Here is a 22,982-nt window from a genome sequence, read left to right as displayed (position 1 = left end):
TTTGAATATCCGGATCTAAACAAATTGTAATTCTATAATTTATAGATTAGTAGAGGGATATGTTTCGGAAAAAAGCCGGATGCACGAAAGGAGCAGGAGAAGTTGACAGAACTATTTGATGTGCATATTGTGCCCATTTTGCCTTCTGATTGGGAAGAAGTACGTTCTGTTTACATTGAAGGAATCAAAACAGGAAGAGCAACCTTTCAGAATGAGGCCCCAAGTTGGGAGGATTGGAATGAGGCTCATTTAGAGACATGTCGATTTGCAGCAAAGGCAGATGGGCGTTTTTTTGGATGGATCGCTTTGAGTCCCGTTTCCAGCCGCTGCTGCTATAAAGGCGTTGCCGAGGTGAGTATATACATCCGTTCGGAGGGCAGAGGGCATGGCATAGGAACTGCTTTGATGAACGCGGTGATTGCGGCTTCTGAAAAACAAGGCTTTTGGACGCTTCAATCCGCGATTATTGCGGAAAATAAGGCTAGCCGCGCATTGCATAAAAAATGTGGGTTTCGCGAAATTGGTTACCGTGAGAAAATCGCACAGATGCCTGATGGAACTTGGCATGACACTATTCTTGTTGAGCGGAGAAACACTGCTGCCGGTCGTTGATGGAAGGATCCATGCTGATCAGTAAAGAATCCGTAATACGTAAAAAAGTGAGCGAAATCATGTTAAGATTTCGCTCGCTTTTTTGAATTGCTTCATAAATTTCTTTTAGCGCAAAGTCACTTTTTTCTCTGTACTTTTTCAAATGCCATGAAAGACATTATCGAGATAATGTCAAACAAGTGGTTCAGAGGATCCTGCGGGATCAAATGTCCCGAGAATTCGGCCGACTCGGGTACTTGTCCCACTGATCAGCAGTTCGATCACCGGTCCGGCTGATTTTATTTTCTGTACCGTTCCTTTGGAGTCAGAGGAGAAATTGCTGTAGCTGATCACAACAAAGCGTCCGTTTTCTGCAGGAACGACGAGCCATGAGTAGACATACTGCTCGTTATTTTCCTGTCCGACATATGGATCGCCGGGTGATTTTTGCGTAATGACCAGCCCTGTTTTATTAAGTGGTACGTAGGGGCCAAACAGCTCGCTGGACACAAAACCAATCATAAAATCACGGTTGACTAAGTCGTTACCGTCAACAGTCATTTTATTTCCATGAGTTACGACAAACAAGTAATAGAGATCACCGCGAACGATGACATTAATCCGTTCAATTTCATCTGTGACAAGGTTAGAGGTGAGCAGCGGCGGCAGAAAATCTGCTTTTGTCCGTTCGCTGCTCAGCTTCAGCACGCCAACACATCCGTTTGCTTTTAGGTCGTCTGCAGACGGCTGATAGCCTTCCGGAAAAGCACCGATAAATTGATCACGGACCGTCCCTTCAGCATTCAATGCTTCGCCGGTGTTGGCTTCGAACAGAAGGTATTCGGTTCCGTCCGCCGGATCTTTAAAGTAATGCGGATCGCGGAATGTAAAATTATTCACCTGGTCGCTTCCGAGATCAGCGCGATGCTGTACGGGGAACCGCTGTTCTTGGCGCGACGCTTGCTCTACGCTCTGATACAAATAACCGTCCGGCTCGATCAGAAGTTCATGGTAGGTCGGGTCAAGCAGCTGTAATTTATCGCTGTCTGCCGCAACAGGAACTTTTGCAGTCGCAAAACGCTGGTTGGTTTGGTAGATTCCTGTTTCAGGATCTTGATAGGATGAGGCAATGGTGTAGAAGAACTGCAAGTAGCCATCCTCAGTGAAAATGGTCGATCCTGACCATTCTTGAGTATCTTCAATTAATCGATCGGCGAATACATAGCCGCCCGGTGCCCAGCTGTTTTCATCTTGTTTAGAATAAAAATACATCAGTCGTGCCTGACTGAGATCTCCTACTGGCGCGCCTAGGGCAATCAGGATGTTGTATCCATTCACGTCAGCCGTTTTTCCTTCTTCATCCACAACAAGCCAGTTATCCCAGATATCGCGCTCCGGATCAAGCGACTTCACCTTGCTGATATCAAATACTGGAAATGTATTGCTGCTGTTATAACCCATCGATGATGCGTCTTCCCGTGTCCAACTGGTTACCTGCCAGTCTGCTGGGATATTTGGTTGATCATAAAACATAAAATCGAGCTCCTTTTCTTTGGTGAATTTGCAGATGATCTACTTCATCTACTTTGATACCTTATGAATAAGTTGACTTGGGCGAGTAAGCGAACAGCATGAATGGAGAAAAAAGCAACATTTGTACGCGCCTTTTCTATTAAAAAATCGGTATCTTGTCTCAAAATAAATTAAAGATTAGGGAAGGTATACGATTTGCTTTATAATGAATATATGGCAAAAATGTGAACACAAACAGAGAAGGGAAGTAAGCAAATTGGATCCGAAAACGAAAAAAACAGCACTTCGCAGTATCACCTATGGTTTGTACCTCATTGGGACAAAAGATGAAAGCGGTGTGAATGCTTTTGCAGGCAACTTTTTAACTCAGACCTCCTTCGAACCACCGCTAGTCACTATAGCCGTTAAAGCGGGTACTCGTTCGCAACAGCAAATCGCCTCAAGTGGAGTCTTCAGTGTGAATGTACTGGAAAGTGGACAAAAGGATATGGTCACTGCCTTTTTTCGACCGCTTGAAGTTGAAGATAATAAACTCGCAGGTTATGAATTCACTACAGAAGAGACCGGTTGTCCGATTTTTAAAGACGTGTTGAATTTTTTCGAATGTAAGGTTGTTGATCGATTAGAAATCGGTGACCACTATATTTATGTTGGTGAAGTAATCAACGTCGGCGTTCATCGCGAGGGTGATCCGCTCACGATGAAGGAAACCGGCTTTTATTATGGCGGTTAATGGAAATGGGTTCCGCTGTCCGCGTGACTGTGCTATAGTCCAAGTAATGAGTTGAAAAATCAGACAGCTGAGGTGATTCATCGCAATGTACAGCTTTAAAAATGATTATAGTGAAGGCGCGCATCCGCAAATCTTGAACGCGTTGATCGAAACGAATCTAGTCCAGGAAGAGGGCTATAGTGAAGATCAGTATTCATTGAAAGCCGCTGAATTGCTTAAGGAAAGAATGAATGATGCAGATATAGACATTCATTTTCTGACCGGTGGCACGCAGACCAATATGACGGCAATTGCCGCCTTCTTACGTCCTTATGAAGCGGCAGTCGCCGCCGTAACCGGACATATCAATGTTCATGAAACGGGTGCAATTGAAGCGACCGGTCATAAAGTACTGGCTGTACCATGTGCAAAAGACGGCAAGCTGACGCCTGAAGGGATCCAATCGATGCTTGACGCTCATCCCGATGAGCATATGGTCAAGCCCAAATTGGTGTACATATCTGATACGACCGAAAATGGCGCTGTTTATACAAGCAGCGAACTGAAAGCGATCAGCGCGTTTTGCAAGAGCCACCAGCTTCTCCTCTATTTGGATGGTGCGCGTCTCGGGTCTGCACTGACATCGAAGGCAAATGATCTGGAGCTCAGCGATCTGCCGCAGCTTGTCGATGCCTTTTATGTTGGCGGTACAAAGAACGGCGCGCTGCTTGGCGAAGCGCTCGTGATTTGTAATGACGCACTCAAGGAAAATTTCCGATATATGATGAAGCAGCGGGGAGCCATGCTTGCCAAGGGAAGAGTAACCGGCATTCAGTTTCTCGAATTATTCCGTGACCATCTGTTCTTTGATCTCGCAGCCCATGCCAACGCGATGGCGATGAAGCTTGCCGAAGCGATTAAAGAGGCCGGATATGAATTCTTGACACCGCCTGTTTCCAATCAGATTTTCCCAATCCTGCCTAATGAATTGCTTAACGAGCTTCACCAGCAGTTCCATTTTTTCGATTGGGAAAGAGTTGATGAACGCTATTCTGCCGCTCGTCTTGTCACGTCATGGGCGACAAAAGAAGAAGCAGTCGATGCTTTTATTAGCAGCTTGAAAGAGACGATTACTAAATAAAAAAATGCGAATTCTGTAGAGCCGGGTAATGATCCCCGGCTCTTTTGCATGTGTACGCAAAAAAGAAAGAAACTTTCCTTCCTGAACAGTAGACGGAAGATGCACAAGAACATGCGACGCACTGAACCAAAGTCTGAACGTACCAAAGATTGCGTGGACAAACCATTCTGCTACATATAGTTGCCATTATTTTGGGATAGTTCTGGTTTTTCCCAGATTAATTGACTAGTTACCTAGATTAAGTCTTAACTTGCCAGGATAAAGCCTGAGCTCAGCACCAATTCCTGGATTAGGAATCATTTTCCCCGGATAGATCTGAAATTTTCCCAGATCAAATGACTAGTTACCCAGATTAAGTCCTAACTTATCAGGATAAAGCCTGAGCTCAGCACCAATTCCTGGATTAGGAATCATTTTCCCCGGATTAATCCCCAATGAGGCGTTATATATGTTATAAACTCTTATGCTGCGCAGTTCGTCTTTATATGCTCATCTTATTAAAAAGAGCCGTAAAAGTGTCCGGCTCTGTCAATGATCATCCGATTGTGTGTGGGGCACATGGAGGGAAGGGGTTAATGTCTTGAATCATCTGTTCATCGTAGTGTTTGAGCGCAAATTGAGATTGGTAGAGATATTCGACCACAAAAATTTGTCCTCCGGATGCGCCGCATAAAATGCCTGATACGCCTTGCCCATTGGTCAAAGAAATACCCACAGGCTGACCGATCAAATTACTTAGTTTTTGCTGCCATGGCATTTGCCTCACTAAGTGATTGGTGAAAGAGATGGCAGACAATTTACGATGAACAATGTGTTATATTAAGTGATACATATGAATCAGCGGGGCGGGACGAGCATGGGAAATTCAAATATTCTAATCAGAGAAGCGAGAAGGCCGGATGCCGCAGATGTGATCGATTTTTTACAAAAAATTGCCGGCGAATCTGATTTTTTGACTTTTGGTTCTGCAGGAGAACTGCATCTGACGATTGAAAAAGAAGAAGCAATATTTGAGGATTATGCAAAAAGAGAAAACGCATTGTACTTGGTCGCCGAATATGGCGGACAAATTGCCGGAACTTTAAATTTTGCAGGGGGAACGAAGAAGCGAACGGCGCACACTGGCGAGTTCGGAATTAGTGTGCGTAAGGATTACTGGAGCAAGGGAATCGGAAAAGCACTCATTGCGAGAATGATTGAATGGAGCAAAGAAACCAAGATCATCCGTAAGATCAACCTGCGTGTGCGTTCGGATAATGCGCGTGCCATCCACCTTTATCAATCCTTTGGATTTGAAAAGGAAGGTGTCATTACACGCGATTTTCTTATTGACGGCGTATTCTATGACTCAATCCACATGGGGCTTTTCATTGATTGACAGATTAAGGAGAAAACACTATGACTGCTTTTCTTGGCATACCGGGATCAACGGATTGGGGACAGCTGCATCCGCTCAATGCGGGCTGGTCGCACGATCACAAATATACGTTTCGATTACAAAATCAGAATTATTTGCTGCGCTTGTCTGAAGGAGCACTCTATGAACGCAGAAAGAGAGAATTTAAGGCGTTAAATGGTTTAAACGATTTAACCTGCAACGTGACAAAGCCGATCGCCTTTGGATGGTGCGATGAACGAAGAAAATGTTATACGATCATGACGTGGATCGGCGGTGAGCAGGCTGCAGTCGTTTTGCCGAAGCTGAACTTTGAAGAACAGTACAAGCTTGGCTATTCTGCGGGACAAATCATGAGACAGATTCATAGACTTGCCGCTCCTGCCACACGACCATCGTGGAGTGATTTTTATAACAATAAGATTGATCGCAAGCTTGCCGCTTATAAGACTTGTGGAATCAGAGTTGATCATGACCAGTCGATCATAAATGTTATAGAAGCAAACAGAGCGCTTCTAAAGGATCGGCCACAAACCTTCCAGCATGGCGATTATCATTGTGGCAATATGGTTATCTCTATGGATCATCAAATCGGTGTAATTGATTTTGATCGAATGGATTACGGCGATCCCTGGGAAGAGTTTAACCGCATCACGTGGTGTGCCAATATAAGTCCTGCATTTGCAACCGGACGAATTAACGGATATTTTGAAAATAAAGTGCCGGATACTTTTTTCCCATTAATGGCAATGTACATAGCGACAAACATGCTGAGTTCAATTCCATGGGCGATCGACTATGGGGAGCATGAAGTGAAAGTCATGAAACGCGAAATTAAGCAAACGCTCGATGCATATGACCATTTTCAAACAATGATTCCAAAATGGTATCAGCCGCAAGAATAAGTTTTAGATAATCCTCCAAGCTGGATAATCTGTTGAAACACAATGACATACTGGGAGTGAAAACCATGGATCGTCTACAATGGACAGTTAAAAACTTTCATCAATTGACTGGAAAGGAAGTATATGAGATTTACAAAGCGCGGGTCGATGTCTTTGTGGTTGAGCAGGAATGTCCTTACCATGAAGTAGATCCTTATGACTTATTTAGTCTGCATGTCTTCACGACGGATGAGGACGGCGCAATCATAGCTTATGCTCGTATTTTTGAGATGGATGACGGGGTATCGTTCGGCCGGGTGCTTGTCCGCGAAGATTGCCGTGGCAAGGGTCTTGCCCAATTGCTTGTCGCCAAAGTACTAAGGGTAATTAAGAAACGATTTGCTAATATGCCGGTTGCCATTGAGGCACAGGAATATATTCAGTCTTTATATACTCCTTTTGGTTTTGAGCCAGCATCTGAAATTTTCGTGCTTGACGGTATTCCTCATGTCCGCATGGAAAAAAAGTGAAACTGTTGATGAAAATAGCAATCAAGGTGTTTCATGGAAATCAGCTCAGAGAATAAAAAAATGACCGCAATTCATTTATTTCTCTTTTAAAGTGCGTGCTTGCTGCGGCGATAGACCTCTTTTTTTCCTGAATACGCGACTAAAATAGTTTGCGTCGTTGAAACCGACCGAGAAGGCGATTTCTGTGATGGTCAACGGCGTGTTCTGCAGTAATTGTTCTGCTTTGTCGATGCGTAATTCATTCATATGGGCGATAACGGATCGACCATATAATTTTTTGAATGTGCGGCAAAAATGCGCTTCACTCATGTGCGCGCGTGCTGCCAGATCGTGAACAGTAATGGCCTCTTTATAATGGTCATTTAAATAGGTAAATGCTGATTTTAATTGGTTCAAACTGTTAAGCTTCAAGTCAAAACGTTTCTTCGTGTACACTTTTTGAATGTGATTGCGGATCAGAATGAGCAGAATTTGAAGCATATCCGATTTCACGGCGAGTTCGAACCCCGGCCGCCGAGCCGTTTGCTCGCGAATTAATCGGCGCAGTAAGGGAGTAATCGGTTCCTTTTTATCAATAAAACGGTTGAACACAATGCGCTGCTGCATAAGCAGTTCAACATAGTTTACCTTGTGCAGATCGGGCATGTCCTGAAACATAGACGTAAGATCAATGCGAATGGAATAGAAGGTTAATTTTGTTGAAAGACTCTCAATCACGTGCAGTTCATTGCAGTTGACGAGAAGTGTCTCATCTGCATGTAAATCAAATACGTCCGATTCGCATCGGATGCGTCCCTGACCGCTCACAACATAGTAAAACTGCATTTCCTCGTGCCAATTTTCCTGATATCTCCAACCATACCCCAATCCTTCTCTTAAATTTATGTCCAAGTAGGCATGACGGTTGCCATTTCGTTTCGGTGAATAATTCGTTTCATTTTTCATTGAGAAATCCCTTTCAGTCAAAATTGTGCTAAAGGTGAGCAGGATACTGCAGGCTTTATTGTCGTTTCCTTGTTAGTCTAAGAGTGTTCGAAAAAAATGTAAATGATTTTGCAGTGGTCAAGGAGGATGAACGTAATGAATCTTGCATTAAAAAATGAGAATCAGACGGCCGTCAAACCAAGGCTGGCAGCGAGGCGGGAATTGTTCAGTCTCAGCGGTGTCCATTTTATTAATGACTTAATGACGACCGGACTTGTGCCTGCACTTTTGCCTTTATACAAAGATGCTTTTAATCTGAACTATTTTCAAGCCGGCATTATTTTGTTCGTGTCCATGCTGACATCATCTGTGGCGCAACCCATATTCGGTGTCATCACAGATAAGAATCCGAAAACGTGGTTTATGCCGGTGGGGATTTGTTTAACGGGATTTGGTCTCACGGCTTCAGGTTATGCTCCTGCTTATTGGGTCCTTCTTATCCTCGTTGGATTATCCGGAATCGGTTCGGGAATTTTTCATCCGGAAGCGATGCGCGGCGCCTATATGGCGGCGGGCACAGCGAGAGGAACTGCACAAGCGATTATTCAGGTCGGCGGCAATTTCGGCCAATCCGTAGGACCGCTGCTTCTTCCCCTATTCCTGATTGCGACCGGGCTTCATGGACTGGGCTGGTTTGTTTTGGCCACGGTTGCCGGTTTAGCATTAGTGCTTTCCGTCATGCCATGGTATAAACGCAGTCTTGCAGAAAATAAAGCACGACAGAAAAAGATTAAAGGCCGCAATCATGTTGCCGGACTCTGTTTGCTGACCGTTGTTGTTATTCTCCGGTCATGGACACAGATCGGTGTCGCTGGATTTTTGCCGTTTCTTTATCTGCACCAGGGGATTGCGCTCAAATACGGTGATCTGTTGACCTTCCTGTTTCTTGGCGCCGGCGCACTCGGAACCTTCATCGGCGGCCGTGTTTCGGATCGGATCAGTCGTAAATGGTTGCTGTTTATTTCCATGGCCGTAACGGTTCCCTTTGCATGGCTACTTCCGCATGTTCACGGTGTACTATCAATCATTGTTCTTTTCCTATTCGGTTTCTTTGTCCTCTCATCATTTGCCGTTACGGTTGTTTACGGGCAAATGATGTTCCCGAAGAATATCGGCTTGGTTTCCGGGCTGATGGTTGGATTCGGGATTGGTGCCGGCGGAATTGGTGCGACGATGATTGGCTGGCTGTCCGATCTCTATGGTGTCAATGCCATTTTTGCCTTTCTTGCGCTTTTACCGCTGGTCGCCGCCTTGCTCTCACTGTTGCTGCCGAGCGAGCGGAGCCTTCTCAGCGGTAGCGAAAAGGTTTGAGCTAGAAATTCAGATCCGTCACTACACCAATCGGTGCGGAAGAGAAGTATTCATTAATTTGGATGAATTGGATATCACAAAAAAGCCCCCTGCAAAAAACATTTGCGAGGGGCTGCTGTGTTTCTTATTCTTGTGTTAATTTTTCCTGCTCCATCAATTCTTTTCTTTTCCGTGCGTTGTTTCTGCCGATAATTGCGGTCATAATCAGTGCGGCAACGGCCAAAATTAATGAAATGATATGAATGACTAGTTGAACGGGACTTGCTTGCGCTCCTGAGCGTGCGCTCATTCCGGATGGACGCTGTCCGCTTTTTTGCGATCCCGAACCGCCGCCGAACTGTGGAGCGCCGTTGGAACCACTGGAAGGACTTGCTGACCCGTTTCCTCCATTAAAATTCGGCATGTTTTGTGAAGCATTACTTTGAAAGGATTGTGCTTGCTGTTTACTTTGTATAAAGCTGTAAATCCCAAATGCGGACTCGAGCAGCAGCGCAGCGGCGATAACAATTCCTAACCAATAATTGATTTTGCTCATACGTTCCATAGACCATTCTCCCTTTAGTTGTTCAAAATTCCATACATCTACTGTAAAGATATTTTCTTAAGAAAAGCTTAATATGGAGGTAGAGGAAGAATAAATAGGGGGAATTTGTTATTGATGACAGAAATTCAAGCCGTGTTTATTGATCGTGACGGAACGATTGGCGGAACGGGTCACTTTATTCATCCTTGTGATTTTCAACCGTATGCTTACAGCAAAGACGCAATTCATCTGCTGAAGGCTCATGGAATCCCTCTCTTTGCCTGTACGAATCAAACAAGGATCAGTAAAGGTCAGGCCACAATAGATGACTTTTACGAGGAATTCAGGTCCTATGATCTTGATGATGCCTTCATCTGTCCGCATGGCCCTGATGACGGATGCACATGTCGGAAACCGAAGCCGGGCTTGCTTTTCGAAGCGGCGAAAAAATATCACTTGGATTTAACGAAAACCATGTTTATCGGGGATACGGGCACGGATATGCAGGCAGCTGATGCAGCCGGAGCCAAGAAAATTTTGGTTCGAACCGGATGGGGCGAGCGTTCACTGCATGACTATCGACATACATGGGTCGAGGTTGAACCTGATTATATCGCAGACCATTTTCTCGCAGCGGCGCAATGGATTGTGGCAAAGTTGTAACGCAAAAATGGAGGTAATCATGGCAAACTACACATTTAAACCAATGACTGATCAAGAGGCAAATGCCATTGCGGATTGGCACTATGAGGAACCGTATTCTTTCTACGATTTCAGAAATGATGAAGAGGATTTGGAAGAATTACTGAATTCAAAAGCGAGACAGGGCGTCTATTATTCTGTTTATGATGATCAAAATAGATTAATTGGCTTTTTTTGTTATTTTAATGATTCAGGAACAATTGAAATGGGTCTAGGGTTGAGACCGGACTTGACAGGAAAGGGACTAGGTCGGGCGTTTATCCAAGCAGGTTTGAACTTTGCTGAAGAAAAATTCAACCCATCTATGTTTTCATTGTCGGTAGCCGTTTTCAATGAACGAGCACTGAAAGTCTATGAACGTGTGGGATTCAAAGTAGAAAAAACGATGATGGTCAAGTCAAATGGAAGCGTGTATCCCTTTTATTCAATGGTGTTAACAGAGGACAAGGTTTAATGGTCAATAATGTGAGGTGATGGTTCTGATTCTCGTTTGACGGAAGAGGCGCAGCAATCAGCTTTGATTCAGAATCGTAACGAACGACCCGAAAATTGTAACGAACTTCTAAAAAGTTGTAACTAATTTCAACCGAAGAGCAGAAATTCAACCCAACACTCGAAAAGTTCAACCTAACCGTTGGAAGGTTCAACCGAACAGAGCGAATGTTTAACTTAACTGCCAAAATCCAAAAAGACGAAAATATAGATAGTGCCCAGTCCGTCTTTACTGCGTAGTAAAAGCATATGTATGAAACGAAGGCAGTACCGCCTTCAAATTGAAAGTGTGTCGGCGGTTTTTTTTCAGGTTCAATGGACTTTAATCGAGCAGTACTTCAGAATTAAACGCAGGGTTTAATGGAACACTGATCAGGCTCGCTCATGCCTCATTCACTTGGGTTAATGCATGGTCATAGGCTTGTTTTGTGCCGGCATCGAAGCACACCATTTGGACCTGCTCAACAAATTTAGCGCTTTGTAAAAAATCTTGAATAGCCGTAATCGCGATCGGAGCGGCTCGTTCAAGCGGGAAATGGTAGACACCGGTGCTGATCGAGGGAAAGGCAACCGTTCGACAGTCATGGACTTCTGCAAGCTTAAGGCTGTTCACATAGCTGTTTCTCAATAATTCCCGTTCATGATGAGTGCCGCCTTGCCAAATGGGACCTGGTGTGTGAATGACATACTTGGATGGTAACTGATAACCTTTTGTGATTTTTGCTTCACCAGTTCGGCAACCATTCAGCGTCCTGCATTCGGCCAGAAGCTGAGGCCCTGCCGCACGGTGAATCGCGCCGTCGACGCCTCCGCCGCCAAGCAGGGAGGTGTTTGCCGCATTGACAATAGCATCGACTTTCACCGTTGTAATGTCACCAAGTGTAATCGTTATTTCTTTCATAAAAATAACCTCCAGTGCGTATCATTGCCTCTATTATAACGCGAACAAGAGACTTTGATGACAACATTGAAGGTTATCCCCTTCTTACATTTTTCGGTCTAGCAACGACTTGGTCAGCTTTTCAAGGGTTGATTTGTATGCACCGTCAGGAAGCTGCCGTAGTTCATTCAGTGCTTTTTGTGTAAATCTCTGAGCTATAAGCAAAGATTTTGTTACTCCATTGTGCTTCTTAATCAGTCCTAAAAGAGCATGAATATCCTCGTCATTTAGTTCTTTTCCCTTAATCAGATACGATCGAAGGGAGTCAGGATCAGCTTTGACGGCATAAATGAGCGGTAAGGTGTAAATGCCTTGCCGAATATCACTCATCACCGGTTTTCCAAGTGTTTGACTGTTCCCCTGGTAGTCGAGCAAGTCGTCAATGATCTGAAAAGCCATGCCAATATGATGCCCCATTCGCCAGGCGTGTGCAGAAGCTTTTTCATCCGCCCTGCTTGCTAATGCACCGGCATAGCAGCTGATCGCAAATAATTGCGCCGTTTTTCCTGAAATTTGAGAAAGATACCGCTTGACAGAAACGGACGCACGGTATTGTCCATGTAATTGCGCCAGTTCACCGGCCAAAATTTTATCTGCTTCAAAGCCGCGGAAGTTCACTTGAGGAACGGAATCCGCATATTTGGAAAGAATAGAAAAGGCGAGTGTAAGCAAATAATCTCCAGTATAAACGGCGAGTTTATTTCCATAATCCACATGCACGGTTGTCTGTCCGTGACGCGTGTCCGCTTTATCAATGACATCATCATGAACCAAGGTCGCCATGTGCAGACATTCGAGTGCTGCCGCCACTGCTTTTGGCCGCGCACGTTCCGATTCCGGACCAATATGTGCGCATAAAAGCGAGTAAGCAGGGCGGAGCATCTTTCCTCCCGATCGAATCATGGCGAGTATTTTATCCTGAATAGCTGTGTCTCGTACACGAATATAGGATTCGATCAGTTTAAGCACATCCGCAAGCTCATCATTAAGTTCCGGATACGATTTCCACATTTTATGAATGCCCATCTGTTTCACCACCAATCTTGCACCTTATTCATTCAATTCCCGCAAACTTCGGTAATTGTGTAATTTCTCGACATGATTTAACAAATAATTAGCCATGACACCGATCGCAATGCCTGCTAGAATACCGGCAAAAGACAGTACCGGAAGATAGAGAAGCACCGTCCATGTTTGCGCAATCCAGCTTGCGACAATGAGTTGTCCGATGTTATGCAAAATAGCTCCGGTTGTGCTCACACCAATCAAACTGACACGATCAGGACCAAGTTTTTTGACAAGCCACATCCCTAAAAAACTCAGCACGATACCGGCTGCGCTGTACATGAATGTGGAAATGGTGCCGCCGAGCAATGTTGCCAAGATCAGCCGAATGGTGAGTACTTTAAGTGTATCTTTCGTTGAAAGCGTATAGAGTGCCATACATGTGATGATATTCGCAAGCCCAAGCTTAGCCCCGGGTGCCACAGCAAAAGGAAAAGGTATGGCGTTCTCGAACATGCTAATGACCACCGCTTGGGCGGCGAGCAGTGCGATATAAGCATTCAGCTGATTTTTTGTCATAAGTACCAGATTCCTTTGCCGCCTTATGAACTGACAATGATATCCTGTGACGGTTCGTGATTGCTTTTAATTTCAATAACGACACGATGAGGCAGACAGACAATCGTTTGGCCGGGTTTAGATATAAAGCCGGTCAGCACACAATTTTGGTCGGGACAATCGGCGCTTTTGACCCGGATTCGGTTCTTCTTCACTTCAATCGTATTACAATCCCCGCCAAGGTCGTGAACATCAAATTGCTGGGTTTTTACATTACCTGTGAGTACAATGCGTTTGACGACCTTATTATCCACAGAAATTACTGCAACATTGATGTTGTTTGGATCATTATTACTTTTCGCTTGGACCACACTGAAAATTGTGAAGGGAAGAAAAGAGATCAGAACAAGTATCGTTACAATGATAATATCCCAGCGTTTGATCATTTTTAAGTAGCTGCTCACTGCTGATCCTCCCTTCTTGTAGCTTATTGGTTCAAATTATTTGTATTCGACGACTTAATGAGAGCGGGACTTTCGTTGTCGGCAGCATCGTTATAGATCGCCTGTTCTTTGCCATACCACCATCTGCTCAATGTCTTTTGCAGGAAAGGGACAACCCAATAATCAAATCCGACAGATCGGCCGGAACCATTCATTAATGCAATTGAAGCAGGCAGTGCCCACAAATTATCCCATCCGAGCATGGCACTTAGCGTAAACATAACAATGAATCCTGCGCTTGCTGCGCTGCTGATCCATGTAAACAAGCCGGCAAGTATTGCGAGACCAATGGCGAGCTCGATGAACACCATGCTTTTCTGCATGAATACGGCCACATCGGCGTTCGGGAGCATAAGCTTCATGATCCATTCAAACCAGAACGGCATCTTGCTCAGAATAGGTGTGGCATACTGGCTTGCTGTGTCGCCCGCACCGCTGCTTGCCGCTTGGCTCGCACCGGTTGTCGCTGTCTGCAGCCAATCAAACGGCATTTTCACAGATGATCCGACTAGCCAGGAATCCTTACCAAGTCCATTAAACAGCAGATGGAAATTCGACCAGTGTGACGTGACCTTGTTCCAAATACTTTCACCCCATATCTTGCCGAATGCTTCATTAAGCCAGAAACCGCCGACAAAAACGCGAAGAGGCAGACTCCAGAGTACATTGCCGTACCGCGTGGAAAAGTTACGGAGGATATTTCGTTTATCCTTCGTTTGGAAAAATTCATGCATAATGTAATGGAACATATAATGTGCACTGCGAAGGCCAAAGAAATAGTACAGGTTGACCATATGCTTCATTAAAATGGCAAGAAACCCGCTTAAATGCATGCTCCCTAGATGGGCAACTCCGTATCTGGCACCGATCGAAACCATCACACCATGGTAATTGCCTTTAAATGCCGATTTTTCGCCACCGCTAATTGCACATGCAATATTTTTAACTGCCGTTCCGGCTGTTTGCTCGGCCGCTTCGACAATTTGAGGTACGGGTTTTCCGCCGTCTTCATAATAGGAGAGATCACCAACGACGTAAACGTGATCCAAGTCCTCAGCTTCCATATATTTATTGACCGTCAAACGTCCGGCACGTGCCGATTTCATGCCGAAACTGCTTGCTTGGGAATTCGCTTTCACTCCTGCTGTCCAAATCAAGGTGTGCGTTGGAAGTTCATCTCCCGATTTTAGGACGATACGGTCTGCTTTAACTTCTACAATGGGCGAACTGGTCAAGATAGTAACGCCTTTTTTGCGCATATAATTTTCTGCCTTGCCTGCATCCTTTCGCTCAAGCATATTCAAAATTGTTGGAACCGCTTCCACTAAATACAAAGAAATATCGTTTTCTGCCAATTTATTGACCTTGGCAAGCCGCGTTTTCCATTCGATCAGTTCGCCGATCATTTCAACACCTGTAAAGCCTGAGCCACAGATAGCGAAGGTAAGCATTGCGCGCCGCTTATCGGGGTCATGTTCCGTTGCTGCTTTGCGAACAATGTGTTCAATATGTTCACGCAACTTCATTGCGTCTTCCCAAGACATAAGTGTAAAGCCATGCTCGCGTACCCCCGGCGTGCCGAAATCATTGGGCTCACCGCCCATACCGAGAATTAAATAATCATAGCTGTATGCAGCATGTTCAGTGGTCACTGTTTTATTCTCATGGTCGACGTTCTTGACCCGATCTGTGACTAGATTCACTTTTGTGTGTTTGAAGAGTTTGCGCAAATCGAATGTGATGGCTTCAGGTTCCACGCGATGCGCGGCAACCTCATGAAGTTCTGTCATCATCGTATGGTATGAGTGCTGATCAATCAAAGTAATGGTGACAGAAGCATCTTTCTTATACTTTTTTGCCAATTTTTTCGCAGCATGAACACCAGCGTATCCGGCCCCGATAATTACAATGTTCTTAATCCCCATTATTCTTCCCCCTTCGAAAAAACAAAATTAAAGCGCTATCAAAAAAATGAAATAATTTGTGAAATAAATAACAATCCATCTAAATTAAATAGTACACATTTCATATCTATGTGTCTAGGTATAGCAAATGAACAAGAAAACTTTTTATGAAAACGTTCACAATTTTGATGTAGCTAATGAATCATAGACATGGTAAGATGAAAGAGCAAGATAATGTGATGAATTTCACAAAATGTCGATTTAAGGGGGAAGTGTTAGCTATGCATATTAAAAAATTATTGTTACCGTTGGGGTTGTTAATCATCATGATGCTTGCTGCCTGCGGATCAAATGAAAACGCTACCAAATCAAACACAGAAAAAAAGGCTTCCGGGTCAAGTGAACCTGCAACCGCAAAATTAATTGCAGGAGCACCTTTGAAAGATGGGACTTATTCATTAAAAGAAAAGGAATTGGACAGTCACGGATGGAAAGCTACAATGTCTATAACAGTTAAAGACGGAAAAATTACTAAATCTGATTATAATTACGTAGATAAAGATGGAAAATTGAAGTCAGATAATGCAGCTTATGAAAAAGCGATGAAGGCGAAAAACGGAATTGGACCAAAGGAATACATCCCTAAGCTGAATAAAGCACTTGTTGCCAGTCAAGATGCACAGCAGGTTGAAGCCGTATCCGGTGCAACCGAATCATCTAATCATTTCATTAATTATGCGCAGCAATTGATTCAGGCAGCACAAAAAGGCGACACGACACCAATTGTCATTGATGCATATGCCAAGCTGAAGGATGGAACGTACAAGTTGGCAGAAAAAAATCTGGGCACTACCGGTTGGAAAACATTTATTGATATGACGGTTAAAGGCGGTAAGATCACAAAAGTTAATTATGATTTTCTGGACAAAAATGGAAAACTAAAATCAGAAAATGCCGCATATGAAAAGGCAATGAAAGCAAAATCCGGGGTTGGACCAAAAGAATATATTCCGGCACTCAGCAAATCGTTACTTGACAAACAAAATGCAGAAGAAGTGGATGTTGTCTCCGGCGCGACACACTCCAGTCATTCGTTCCGTATTTATGCGGCACAGCTGATTAACGCGGCTCAAAAGGGCGATACAACGCCAATCGAAGTCGATAATCTTGTTTTCCAAGAGAAATAATGAATGGAAGCAGTGCCATCAAAGGCTTTAGAGCGCGGAATTGCTCTAAAGCCTTTCTTACTCTAAGGAGCAGTTAACCATTGGGAAGGAATGAGTCCGATGAGGAAGATCGGTATTATGTTTATGGTCATCGTGTGCCTGCTGATTACGACAGGATGTGGGCATAAAGCGCAGCCTGTTAAGGCGGAGATTCTCAGCAGCCCATACAGCAGGACCGAATTTATAATGGGCACGGTAGTTACGGTGAAAATTTTTGATAAAGGGAAAGCAGATGTACTCAAGCCGGTTTTTAAACGGATCGAAGAGTTGGCGGACGCGACGACTGTTGAAGATAAGCATGATTCGTCTGAGATTGATCAGGTGAATGAAGAGGCAGGAATTAAGCCGGTTAAGGTATCTAATGACATTTACCGCATGATCAAGATTGGGAAGAAGTACAGCGGACGCTCAAATGGCGGTTTTGATCTGACCATTGGACCGCTCTCGAAGCTGTGGCATATCGGCTATTCCGATGCAAGAAAACCGAAGCAGAGCGAGATTGACCATGTGCTTCCGTTAATCGGATACAAACGAATGATCCTCAATGATTCAAAGCACACGATCTTTCTCAAAAATAAAGGCATGCGGTTGGACTTAGGCGCCATTGCTAAAGGTTTTATCACGGATGAAGTGGTAACTGTGTTGAAGAAATACCATGTTCAGTCTGCGATTGTTGACCTTGGCGGAAATATTTACGTACTGGGGAAGAATGCCTCAGATGAAAAGTGGAACGTTGGTATCCAGAATCCTTTTGAACCGCGCGGGGCGATTGTCGGGAAAATCGAGGAGTCCAATCAGTCCATTGTCACATCTGGAATCTATGAACGATTCATTAAGGTGAATGGTAAGACCTATCATCATTTGTTGAACCCATTTGACGGCTATCCATTTATGAATGACATTGCAGGGGTATCAGTAATTACAGATGCTTCGACTGACGGAGATGCGCTTTCCACCGTCCTGTTTGCGGGCGGGCTTAAAGGCGGAATGAGCGATGCGAAAAAATGGGGGATTAAGGCCGTATTTGTGACGCGCGATAAGAAAGTCTATATAACACCTAATCTAAAAAATAATTTTGTGCTGACGAATAAAGCTTTTAAACTTATAGAATAAAAAGGACTGTATTTTTTTCAGAAGGTGTCGAAGGGGTTAAATTGAAGAAGGGGTGAAAAAGATGTCGCTGGGCGCGTTCCTTAAACTCGTTGAAATTCAGACCAAATTAGCCAGTCTCTTTCCTTTTATTGTTGGCTGTCTCTTTGTTTCATACCGGTTCCATCTACTGGATCCAATCAACACAACGATTTTCTTTGCTTCCATGCTCTTTTTTGATATGACAGCAACGGCGATTAATAACTACATGGATTATCGAAAAGCAACGAGTGAGGAGTATCGCAGAAGAGAAAACATCATTGGACAGGAGCATATTTCGGAACCTTTGGTCGCGTTTACCATCGTCATCCTTTTGGCGATTGCGACGGTGCTGGGACTGGTACTTGTGGTACGTACTGATCTAATTGTTTTACTCGTAGGCATGGCTTGCTTTGGAATTGGCATCCTTTATTCGTTCGGACCAATTCCACTGTCACGAATGCCGATCGGTGAAATTTTTTCAGGGATCACGGAAGGGCTCGGTGTTTTATTTTTAACCGTTTATGTCAACGCAACGGACCAAGGCATTGTCAATTTGATTTGGGAAGGACGGACAATAACCGTGCAGGCCGATCTGCTCCTGCTCTTTGAAATCGTGCTCGTCTCGCTGCCGTGCATGTTCACCATAGCGAATATCATGCTGGCGAATAACATTTGCGATCTGGATGATGACATTAAGAATCATCGCTTTACGCTGCCCTATTACATTGGCAAACGTTACGCAATTTGGCTTTTTAATGGACTCTATGCTGCGACCTTTGCTGCAATTGTTGTCTGTGTCCTGTTTAAAATACTGCCGATGATTATGCTGCTTGCACTGCTGGCCATCATTCCTGTATCTAAACAGGTGAAACAGTTCAATCAAATTCAAGTCAAATCGAAAACCTTTGTGGTTGCTGTGAAAAATCTGGTGCTTGTGAATGGAACCGTTGCGTTATTACTGTTCGTTGCCGTTGTCTTGTGAAAAGAGGGTATGTCCGATGAACGAGCAAATAATCCAAGTTAAAGATCTGACATTTAAATATGAACCTGCAAAAAACAATACATTATCTTCTGTTTCCTTTGCCGTTAATAAAGGTGAATGGCTGTCTGTTATCGGTAATAATGGTGCGGGTAAGTCTACCTTGGCATTGCTGCTGATTGGGCTGTTGAAACCACAGAGCGGATCCGTTTTCGTATGCGGTATGCCCTTGAATGAGGAAACAAAGTGGACGATTCGTCGTCATGCAGGTATTGTTTTTCAAAATCCTGATAATCAATTCATCGGAGCAACCGTGCAGGATGATGTTGCATTCGGCATGGAAAACCTCAACATGCCGGTTGAAGACATGCGGCAGCGTGTAACAGAAGCCTTGGAGCTCGTCGGTATGCTGGAGCATCGTGAGGCAGATCCCTCCCGTTTATCTGGTGGTCAGAAACAGCGCGTCGCGATTGCCGGTGTGCTTGCCCTTCATCCTGATCTGCTTATTTTGGACGAAGCCTTTGTTATGCTGGATCCTCGAAGCAGGAGAGAGCTATTGGCAACTTTAAAACAGTTGAGGGCTGAACAAGGATTAACCATTTTGTCCATCACCCATGACATGAATGAGGCAGCAGCAAGTGACCGTATCCTTGTGTTGAAAAACGGCAGCGTGGCGAACAGTGGATTGCCTGCGGATATTTTTAGCGAGGAAATGGACGTAGAGGCACCGTTCAGCGAACGATTGCGGCGTCTGCTTATGAGCAAAGAGCGACGCACTCCGGAATCCTATCTGACGGAAAGTGAATGGATCCAATGGCTATGCAAATAAGACTGAATCAAGTGAGCGCAGATTATCAGCTTGGCCCGGTGCACAGCCCTCGTGTTCTTCAGGACGTCAGCCTGCAAATAGCTCCGGGAACGTTTACGGCAGTCGTTGGTCCTACTGGAGCCGGTAAGTCGAGTCTGCTAAAAGTGCTGAACGGATTGCTGCTTCCAAAATCCGGTTGGGCAGAGGTTGGTGACATTAAGATTGACAGTAAAACGAGCAAAAAAGCGTTGAAAGCAGTCCGGAAGCATATCGGGATGGTGTTCCAATTTCCTGAATCGCAGCTGTTCGCTGAAACTGTGGAACAAGACATCAGCTTCGGTCCGCTGAACTTCGGTGCGAGTCCGGAAGCAGCACATGATCTGGCAATCAAGATGATTCGCCAAGTTGGGCTGGATGAATCTATTCTTCAACAGTCGCCGTTCTCACTTTCCGGCGGACAGAAAAGGAGAGTGGCGATTGCCGGCGTTCTCGCTCAGGAACCTGAAGTGATTGCACTGGACGAACCAACCGCAGGCCTTGACCCTTCAGGAAAAGCGGAATTGATGTCGCTGTTTAAGCAATGGAACAAATGTAAACGATTGACTGTTATTCTTGTTACTCATGATATGGAGACAGCGGCACGCTACGCAGATGATGCGGTCGTCATGGATCAAGGAAAAGTTGTCTATCATGGAAGCGTGCGCAGCCTATTTGCGGACAGCGAAAAGTTGAACAGATGGCAGCTGGATGTTCCTGAAGCGAGGCGGTTCCAGTTGGCATTTGAGACTTATTCAGGTATTCGATTGCCAAATGTCTGCCTGACAGAGGAAGAACTGGCAGAGGCTTTGATCGGGGTGGGACGTGTATGAATAAACTGATTCTCGGACGTTATTTTCCAGGTGATTCACCAATTCACAAGCTTGATCCACGTGCCAAAATGATCGCAGGTATTGCTTTTATTTTTATTTCTTTTATGGCGAAAAACGGACAGGGGCTCATTTTATTGTGGCTGTTTACTTTTTTTGTGATGAGCTTGACGAAAATCGGTTTCCGAGTTTTCTTTCGCGGCGTTCGGCCATTAATTTGGTTGATTTTATTCACGGTATTCCTTCAGATTCTTTTTACTGCCGGCGGAATCATTTATTTCACTTGGGGGCCAATCAAAATCTCCGAATTCGGTTTAATTAATGCACTGTTTATTTTTTCCCGTTTCGTAACAATCATTTTCGTTACGACTGCCGTTACCTTAACAACGAAGCCTATGGAACTTACGGACGGCTTGAACTTTCTTATGCGTCCGCTTCGTTTTCTGCATGTTCCGGTCGATGAATTATCGATCATGCTGTCCATCTCACTTCGTTTTATCCCTAATCTGCTCGATGAAACGCAACGGATTATGGATGCGCAAAAGGCGCGAGGTGCAGTGTTTGGTGAAGGTTCCCTTTTTCGCCAGATGAAGGCACTGGTTCCGATCTTCTTGCCGCTATTTTCGGGATCGTTGAATCGTGGGGAGGAGCTTGCCAACGTCATGGACGTTCGCGGCTATCGCTCCGAGCTGCCGCGTTCTTCGTTTCGTCAGTTGACTTGGAAAATAAAAGATACGGTCTGCATACTTGTCATTTTGCTGCTTATCGCTGCTTTTGCAGTTCTTAATCTTGTTATTGATTAACGTTGATCCATTCTCATCGGAGAGTGGATCATTTTTTTGAATAATAAAGGTACTGTAACGGTGAAGCGAATCGAATACTATTAAGTGAAATTGACTATGGATTTGCTGCCATGCGGAGGAACCATGAATGAGTGTTTTAGATCAATTACTGAATGAATACGGATATTTGACACTTTTTTTTGCGTTAATGCTTGAACTGGTTTGTGTTCCTATTCCAAATGAAGCCTTGCTGAGCTATGTGGGCATCTTATCCTTTCATGGACAGATGAATCTTTTCTTGTCTTTGTGCTCCTCGGGAGCTGGGGGCATGATCGGCGCGACGATCTCCTATTGGATCGGCTACAAGCTTGGCGTACCTTTCTTTCGTAAATATGGTCGGTACATTCATATGGGGCAGGAAAAGATGGAACACATATCTAAATGGTACCAAAAGTATGGGAAGGTTCTGCTCATTTTTTCGTTCTTCGTTCCCGGCATCAGGCATATCGCGAGCATTATATCCGGAGTGATCCGCTTGCCCTTTAAGTCCTTTAGTGTGTTTGCCTATATCGGTGTTTTTCTTTGGACCGGAACCTTTATATCACTTGGGTATGTATTAGGACCGGAATGGGACAAGTATCAGGTGGAAATCAAGAAATGGCTGGTGCTGGCAAGCGTTTTGCTTGCCCTCGTATTGCTATGTTATATCGTGATTAGAACGAATCGAAGATATATCAAGGAATCGCTTTTGCTCCTCTTTCAAGCAACCTTTAAACGGTATAAAAGCTTTTTGAAGATCAAACTATTTATTTTCTTGATTCTGGCTGCATTTATTTCACTCATCACTTTGATGGCAGGAATGATCCAGGATTTTCTCAGCAATGAATTTGTGCCGTTCGACAAGGTTTCCAGACGAATTGTTTCATTCATTGTGGATAATCAATGGCAGCAGGCGCTGCAGCATGTTTATGGATTGTCTTCCTGGTCAACACTCTCTGTAATCATCATTCTTACAGCGGTCACAATTCTTCTTAATAACAGGGACAAATGGCTTGAACTGCTTTTTCTTGGGCTGACATTATCCGGGGGATTTATCTTCGCAAACGGCGTGCGCTGGCTGTTTCACTTTATTCTGACTGGAACCTACATGAGTCTGGATTTTCCAAATAAGAAGTCGATGATGCTGCTGATTCTCTTAGGGTATTTTTTGATGATGCTGGTACGCCATCAAAAAAAGTACATGATCAGTATGTCCGAATTATTTTTCTTCTTAATCGTTTTGCTTGCTTACACAGCAAGCGCAATCAGCGCCTTCGGCATTACCCCAAGTGATCTCGTGGCAGGATATGTTTTCGGAGCAGTATGGGTCAGTGGTTTAATCCTTTCATTGGAACTGTTTCGTTTTCTGTCGCTATTAAAGAAAAATTTTAGCAATGACGAGGTGCATCATTAATGATCTAAAAGGCAGATGCCTTCAGTAG

25 protein-coding genes are annotated in these 22,982 nt (G+C 44.3%); 16 read left to right on the top strand and 9 right to left on the bottom strand.

Annotated elements, in window-relative coordinates; genetic code table 11:
* Nucleotides 1-102 precede the first annotated feature (102 nt).
* Entirely contained in the window at nucleotides 103-612 is a 510-nt protein-coding gene (locus AC1MBV_RS14725) for an N-acetyltransferase family protein (protein WP_480948618.1), read from the top strand.
* A gap of 171 nt (nucleotides 613-783) precedes the next feature.
* Here the strand turns inward: AC1MBV_RS14725 and AC1MBV_RS14720 are convergent, their stop codons facing one another.
* Nucleotides 784-2,124 carry a glycoside hydrolase family 68 protein gene (locus AC1MBV_RS14720; RefSeq protein WP_255749153.1) on the bottom strand — a complete coding sequence of 447 codons (1,341 nt, stop codon included), beginning with the start codon at nucleotides 2,122-2,124 and terminating at the stop codon, nucleotides 784-786.
* 256 nt (nucleotides 2,125-2,380) lie between these two features.
* Between AC1MBV_RS14720 and AC1MBV_RS14715 the strand changes: the two genes are divergently transcribed.
* Together AC1MBV_RS14715 and AC1MBV_RS14710 are read left to right on the top strand one after the other, a co-directional pair.
* Nucleotides 2,381-2,857 (top strand): flavin reductase family protein, encoded by a 477-nt coding sequence (locus tag AC1MBV_RS14715; RefSeq protein ID WP_480948617.1) that lies wholly within the window; start codon nucleotides 2,381-2,383, stop codon nucleotides 2,855-2,857.
* Between the two features lie 85 nt (nucleotides 2,858-2,942).
* The gene (locus tag AC1MBV_RS14710; protein ID WP_480948616.1) at nucleotides 2,943-3,977 is read left to right on the top strand and encodes a threonine aldolase family protein; all 1,035 of its coding nucleotides are present in this window, start codon (nucleotides 2,943-2,945) and stop codon (nucleotides 3,975-3,977) included.
* A 535-nt stretch (nucleotides 3,978-4,512) separates the two neighbouring features.
* Here the strand turns inward: AC1MBV_RS14710 and AC1MBV_RS14705 are convergent.
* The gene (locus tag AC1MBV_RS14705) at nucleotides 4,513-4,734 is read right to left on the bottom strand and encodes a hypothetical protein (RefSeq protein ID WP_255749150.1); all 222 of its coding nucleotides are present in this window, start codon (nucleotides 4,732-4,734) and stop codon (nucleotides 4,513-4,515) included.
* 99 nt (nucleotides 4,735-4,833) lie between these two features.
* On the opposite strand from AC1MBV_RS14705, the gene AC1MBV_RS14700 reads away from it, so the two are divergent.
* From AC1MBV_RS14700 to AC1MBV_RS14690, 3 genes are all read left to right on the top strand, one after another.
* Nucleotides 4,834-5,355 (top strand): N-acetyltransferase family protein, encoded by a 522-nt coding sequence (locus AC1MBV_RS14700; RefSeq protein WP_480948615.1) that lies wholly within the window; start codon nucleotides 4,834-4,836, stop codon nucleotides 5,353-5,355.
* 20 nt (nucleotides 5,356-5,375) lie between these two features.
* Nucleotides 5,376-6,278 carry an aminoglycoside phosphotransferase family protein gene (locus tag AC1MBV_RS14695; RefSeq protein ID WP_255749148.1) on the top strand — a complete coding sequence of 301 codons (903 nt, stop codon included), beginning with the start codon at nucleotides 5,376-5,378 and terminating at the stop codon, nucleotides 6,276-6,278.
* 65 nt (nucleotides 6,279-6,343) lie between these two features.
* Nucleotides 6,344-6,787: a GNAT family N-acetyltransferase gene (locus AC1MBV_RS14690; protein ID WP_255749147.1), complete on the top strand. Its 444-nt coding sequence runs from the start codon at nucleotides 6,344-6,346 to the stop codon at nucleotides 6,785-6,787.
* Nucleotides 6,788-6,862: 75 nt separating this feature from the next.
* Here the strand turns inward: AC1MBV_RS14690 and AC1MBV_RS14685 are convergent, their stop codons facing one another.
* Nucleotides 6,863-7,732, bottom strand: a complete 870-nt coding sequence (locus AC1MBV_RS14685; protein ID WP_255749146.1) for a helix-turn-helix transcriptional regulator — start codon at nucleotides 7,730-7,732, stop codon at nucleotides 6,863-6,865.
* A gap of 135 nt (nucleotides 7,733-7,867) precedes the next feature.
* Here AC1MBV_RS14685 and AC1MBV_RS14680 point away from each other — a divergent pair, with 135 nt between their 5' ends.
* Complete coding sequence (locus AC1MBV_RS14680) at nucleotides 7,868-9,082, top strand: MFS transporter (RefSeq protein WP_480948614.1); 1,215 nt, start codon at nucleotides 7,868-7,870, stop codon at nucleotides 9,080-9,082.
* 124 nt (nucleotides 9,083-9,206) lie between these two features.
* Here AC1MBV_RS14680 and AC1MBV_RS14675 read toward each other — a convergent pair whose 3' ends face one another.
* Nucleotides 9,207-9,626, bottom strand: coding sequence for a hypothetical protein (locus tag AC1MBV_RS14675; RefSeq protein WP_255749143.1), 420 nt, complete (start codon nucleotides 9,624-9,626; stop codon nucleotides 9,207-9,209).
* A 114-nt stretch (nucleotides 9,627-9,740) separates the two neighbouring features.
* Between AC1MBV_RS14675 and AC1MBV_RS14670 the strand changes: the two genes are divergently transcribed.
* Nucleotides 9,741-10,268 carry an HAD-IIIA family hydrolase gene (locus tag AC1MBV_RS14670; RefSeq protein ID WP_480948613.1) on the top strand — a complete coding sequence of 176 codons (528 nt, stop codon included), beginning with the start codon at nucleotides 9,741-9,743 and terminating at the stop codon, nucleotides 10,266-10,268.
* Nucleotides 10,269-10,287: 19 nt separating this feature from the next.
* Complete coding sequence (locus AC1MBV_RS14665) at nucleotides 10,288-10,761, top strand: GNAT family N-acetyltransferase (protein ID WP_480948612.1); 474 nt, start codon at nucleotides 10,288-10,290, stop codon at nucleotides 10,759-10,761.
* Between the two features lie 420 nt (nucleotides 10,762-11,181).
* Here AC1MBV_RS14665 and AC1MBV_RS14660 read toward each other — a convergent pair whose 3' ends face one another.
* The 5 genes from AC1MBV_RS14660 to AC1MBV_RS14640 form a co-directional block, all read right to left on the bottom strand.
* Nucleotides 11,182-11,700, bottom strand: coding sequence for an O-acetyl-ADP-ribose deacetylase (locus tag AC1MBV_RS14660; RefSeq protein WP_480948611.1), 519 nt, complete (start codon nucleotides 11,698-11,700; stop codon nucleotides 11,182-11,184).
* Nucleotides 11,701-11,784: 84 nt separating this feature from the next.
* Nucleotides 11,785-12,765 carry a polyprenyl synthetase family protein gene (locus AC1MBV_RS14655; protein WP_480948610.1) on the bottom strand — a complete coding sequence of 327 codons (981 nt, stop codon included), beginning with the start codon at nucleotides 12,763-12,765 and terminating at the stop codon, nucleotides 11,785-11,787.
* Nucleotides 12,766-12,789: 24 nt separating this feature from the next.
* The gene (locus tag AC1MBV_RS14650) at nucleotides 12,790-13,323 is read right to left on the bottom strand and encodes a Gx transporter family protein (RefSeq protein WP_480948609.1); all 534 of its coding nucleotides are present in this window, start codon (nucleotides 13,321-13,323) and stop codon (nucleotides 12,790-12,792) included.
* A 23-nt stretch (nucleotides 13,324-13,346) separates the two neighbouring features.
* Nucleotides 13,347-13,766: a NusG domain II-containing protein gene (locus tag AC1MBV_RS14645; protein ID WP_255749137.1), complete on the bottom strand. Its 420-nt coding sequence runs from the start codon at nucleotides 13,764-13,766 to the stop codon at nucleotides 13,347-13,349.
* Nucleotides 13,767-13,789: 23 nt separating this feature from the next.
* Nucleotides 13,790-15,730, bottom strand: coding sequence for an FAD-dependent oxidoreductase (locus AC1MBV_RS14640; protein ID WP_480948608.1), 1,941 nt, complete (start codon nucleotides 15,728-15,730; stop codon nucleotides 13,790-13,792).
* Between the two features lie 260 nt (nucleotides 15,731-15,990).
* On the opposite strand from AC1MBV_RS14640, the gene pplA reads away from it, so the two are divergent.
* From pplA to AC1MBV_RS14605, 7 genes are all read left to right on the top strand, one after another.
* Nucleotides 15,991-16,896, top strand: a complete 906-nt coding sequence (pplA, locus tag AC1MBV_RS14635; protein ID WP_255749135.1) for an extracellular electron transfer flavoprotein PplA — start codon at nucleotides 15,991-15,993, stop codon at nucleotides 16,894-16,896.
* A 99-nt stretch (nucleotides 16,897-16,995) separates the two neighbouring features.
* Complete coding sequence (locus AC1MBV_RS14630) at nucleotides 16,996-18,048, top strand: FAD:protein FMN transferase (RefSeq protein WP_255749134.1); 1,053 nt, start codon at nucleotides 16,996-16,998, stop codon at nucleotides 18,046-18,048.
* A gap of 61 nt (nucleotides 18,049-18,109) precedes the next feature.
* Complete coding sequence (gene menA / locus AC1MBV_RS14625; RefSeq protein WP_255749181.1) at nucleotides 18,110-19,048, top strand: 1,4-dihydroxy-2-naphthoate polyprenyltransferase; 939 nt, start codon at nucleotides 18,110-18,112, stop codon at nucleotides 19,046-19,048.
* Between the two features lie 16 nt (nucleotides 19,049-19,064).
* Nucleotides 19,065-19,874, top strand: coding sequence for an energy-coupling factor transporter ATPase (locus tag AC1MBV_RS14620; protein WP_255749133.1), 810 nt, complete (start codon nucleotides 19,065-19,067; stop codon nucleotides 19,872-19,874).
* Nucleotides 19,859-20,722: an energy-coupling factor transporter ATPase gene (locus tag AC1MBV_RS14615; RefSeq protein WP_370646134.1), complete on the top strand. Its 864-nt coding sequence runs from the start codon at nucleotides 19,859-19,861 to the stop codon at nucleotides 20,720-20,722. Before AC1MBV_RS14620 ends, AC1MBV_RS14615 begins: the two co-directional genes overlap by 16 nt.
* Nucleotides 20,719-21,522 carry an energy-coupling factor transporter transmembrane component T family protein gene (locus tag AC1MBV_RS14610; RefSeq protein ID WP_255749132.1) on the top strand — a complete coding sequence of 268 codons (804 nt, stop codon included), beginning with the start codon at nucleotides 20,719-20,721 and terminating at the stop codon, nucleotides 21,520-21,522. The genes AC1MBV_RS14615 and AC1MBV_RS14610 overlap by 4 nt, the downstream gene beginning before the upstream one ends.
* A 127-nt stretch (nucleotides 21,523-21,649) precedes the next feature.
* Complete coding sequence (locus AC1MBV_RS14605; protein WP_255749131.1) at nucleotides 21,650-22,954, top strand: DedA family protein; 1,305 nt, start codon at nucleotides 21,650-21,652, stop codon at nucleotides 22,952-22,954.
* The last annotated feature ends 28 nt before the right edge of the window (nucleotides 22,955-22,982 follow it).

Source organism: Sporolactobacillus sp. PKPK-6, assembly GCF_056678885.1.
This window is presented reverse-complemented; position numbering and strand designations above follow the sequence as displayed.

Bases quoted from the DNA above. Each gene is read 5' to 3' on its own strand.
- AC1MBV_RS14720 (WP_255749153.1), bottom strand. From the start codon at position 2,124: ATGTTTTATGATCAACCAAATATCCCAGCAGACTGGCAGGTAACCAGT.
- AC1MBV_RS14710 (WP_480948616.1), top strand. From the start codon at position 2,943: ATGTACAGCTTTAAAAATGATTATAGTGAAGGCGCGCATCCGCAAATC.
- AC1MBV_RS14705 (WP_255749150.1), bottom strand. From the start codon at position 4,734: ATGCCATGGCAGCAAAAACTAAGTAATTTGATCGGTCAGCCTGTGGGT.
- AC1MBV_RS14700 (WP_480948615.1), top strand. From the start codon at position 4,834: ATGGGAAATTCAAATATTCTAATCAGAGAAGCGAGAAGGCCGGATGCC.
- AC1MBV_RS14695 (WP_255749148.1), top strand. From the start codon at position 5,376: ATGACTGCTTTTCTTGGCATACCGGGATCAACGGATTGGGGACAGCTG.
- AC1MBV_RS14690 (WP_255749147.1), top strand. From the start codon at position 6,344: ATGGATCGTCTACAATGGACAGTTAAAAACTTTCATCAATTGACTGGA.
- AC1MBV_RS14685 (WP_255749146.1), bottom strand. From the start codon at position 7,732: ATGAAAAATGAAACGAATTATTCACCGAAACGAAATGGCAACCGTCAT.
- AC1MBV_RS14680 (WP_480948614.1), top strand. From the start codon at position 7,868: ATGAATCTTGCATTAAAAAATGAGAATCAGACGGCCGTCAAACCAAGG.
- AC1MBV_RS14675 (WP_255749143.1), bottom strand. From the start codon at position 9,626: ATGGAACGTATGAGCAAAATCAATTATTGGTTAGGAATTGTTATCGCC.
- AC1MBV_RS14670 (WP_480948613.1), top strand. From the start codon at position 9,741: ATGACAGAAATTCAAGCCGTGTTTATTGATCGTGACGGAACGATTGGC.
- AC1MBV_RS14665 (WP_480948612.1), top strand. From the start codon at position 10,288: ATGGCAAACTACACATTTAAACCAATGACTGATCAAGAGGCAAATGCC.
- AC1MBV_RS14660 (WP_480948611.1), bottom strand. From the start codon at position 11,700: ATGAAAGAAATAACGATTACACTTGGTGACATTACAACGGTGAAAGTC.
- AC1MBV_RS14655 (WP_480948610.1), bottom strand. From the start codon at position 12,765: ATGGGCATTCATAAAATGTGGAAATCGTATCCGGAACTTAATGATGAG.
- AC1MBV_RS14650 (WP_480948609.1), bottom strand. From the start codon at position 13,323: ATGACAAAAAATCAGCTGAATGCTTATATCGCACTGCTCGCCGCCCAA.
- AC1MBV_RS14640 (WP_480948608.1), bottom strand. From the start codon at position 15,730: ATGGGGATTAAGAACATTGTAATTATCGGGGCCGGATACGCTGGTGTT.
- pplA (WP_255749135.1), top strand. From the start codon at position 15,991: ATGCATATTAAAAAATTATTGTTACCGTTGGGGTTGTTAATCATCATG.
- AC1MBV_RS14630 (WP_255749134.1), top strand. From the start codon at position 16,996: ATGAGGAAGATCGGTATTATGTTTATGGTCATCGTGTGCCTGCTGATT.
- menA (WP_255749181.1), top strand. From the start codon at position 18,110: ATGTCGCTGGGCGCGTTCCTTAAACTCGTTGAAATTCAGACCAAATTA.
- AC1MBV_RS14620 (WP_255749133.1), top strand. From the start codon at position 19,065: ATGAACGAGCAAATAATCCAAGTTAAAGATCTGACATTTAAATATGAA.
- AC1MBV_RS14615 (WP_370646134.1), top strand. From the start codon at position 19,859: ATGGCTATGCAAATAAGACTGAATCAAGTGAGCGCAGATTATCAGCTT.
- AC1MBV_RS14610 (WP_255749132.1), top strand. From the start codon at position 20,719: ATGAATAAACTGATTCTCGGACGTTATTTTCCAGGTGATTCACCAATT.
- AC1MBV_RS14605 (WP_255749131.1), top strand. From the start codon at position 21,650: ATGAGTGTTTTAGATCAATTACTGAATGAATACGGATATTTGACACTT.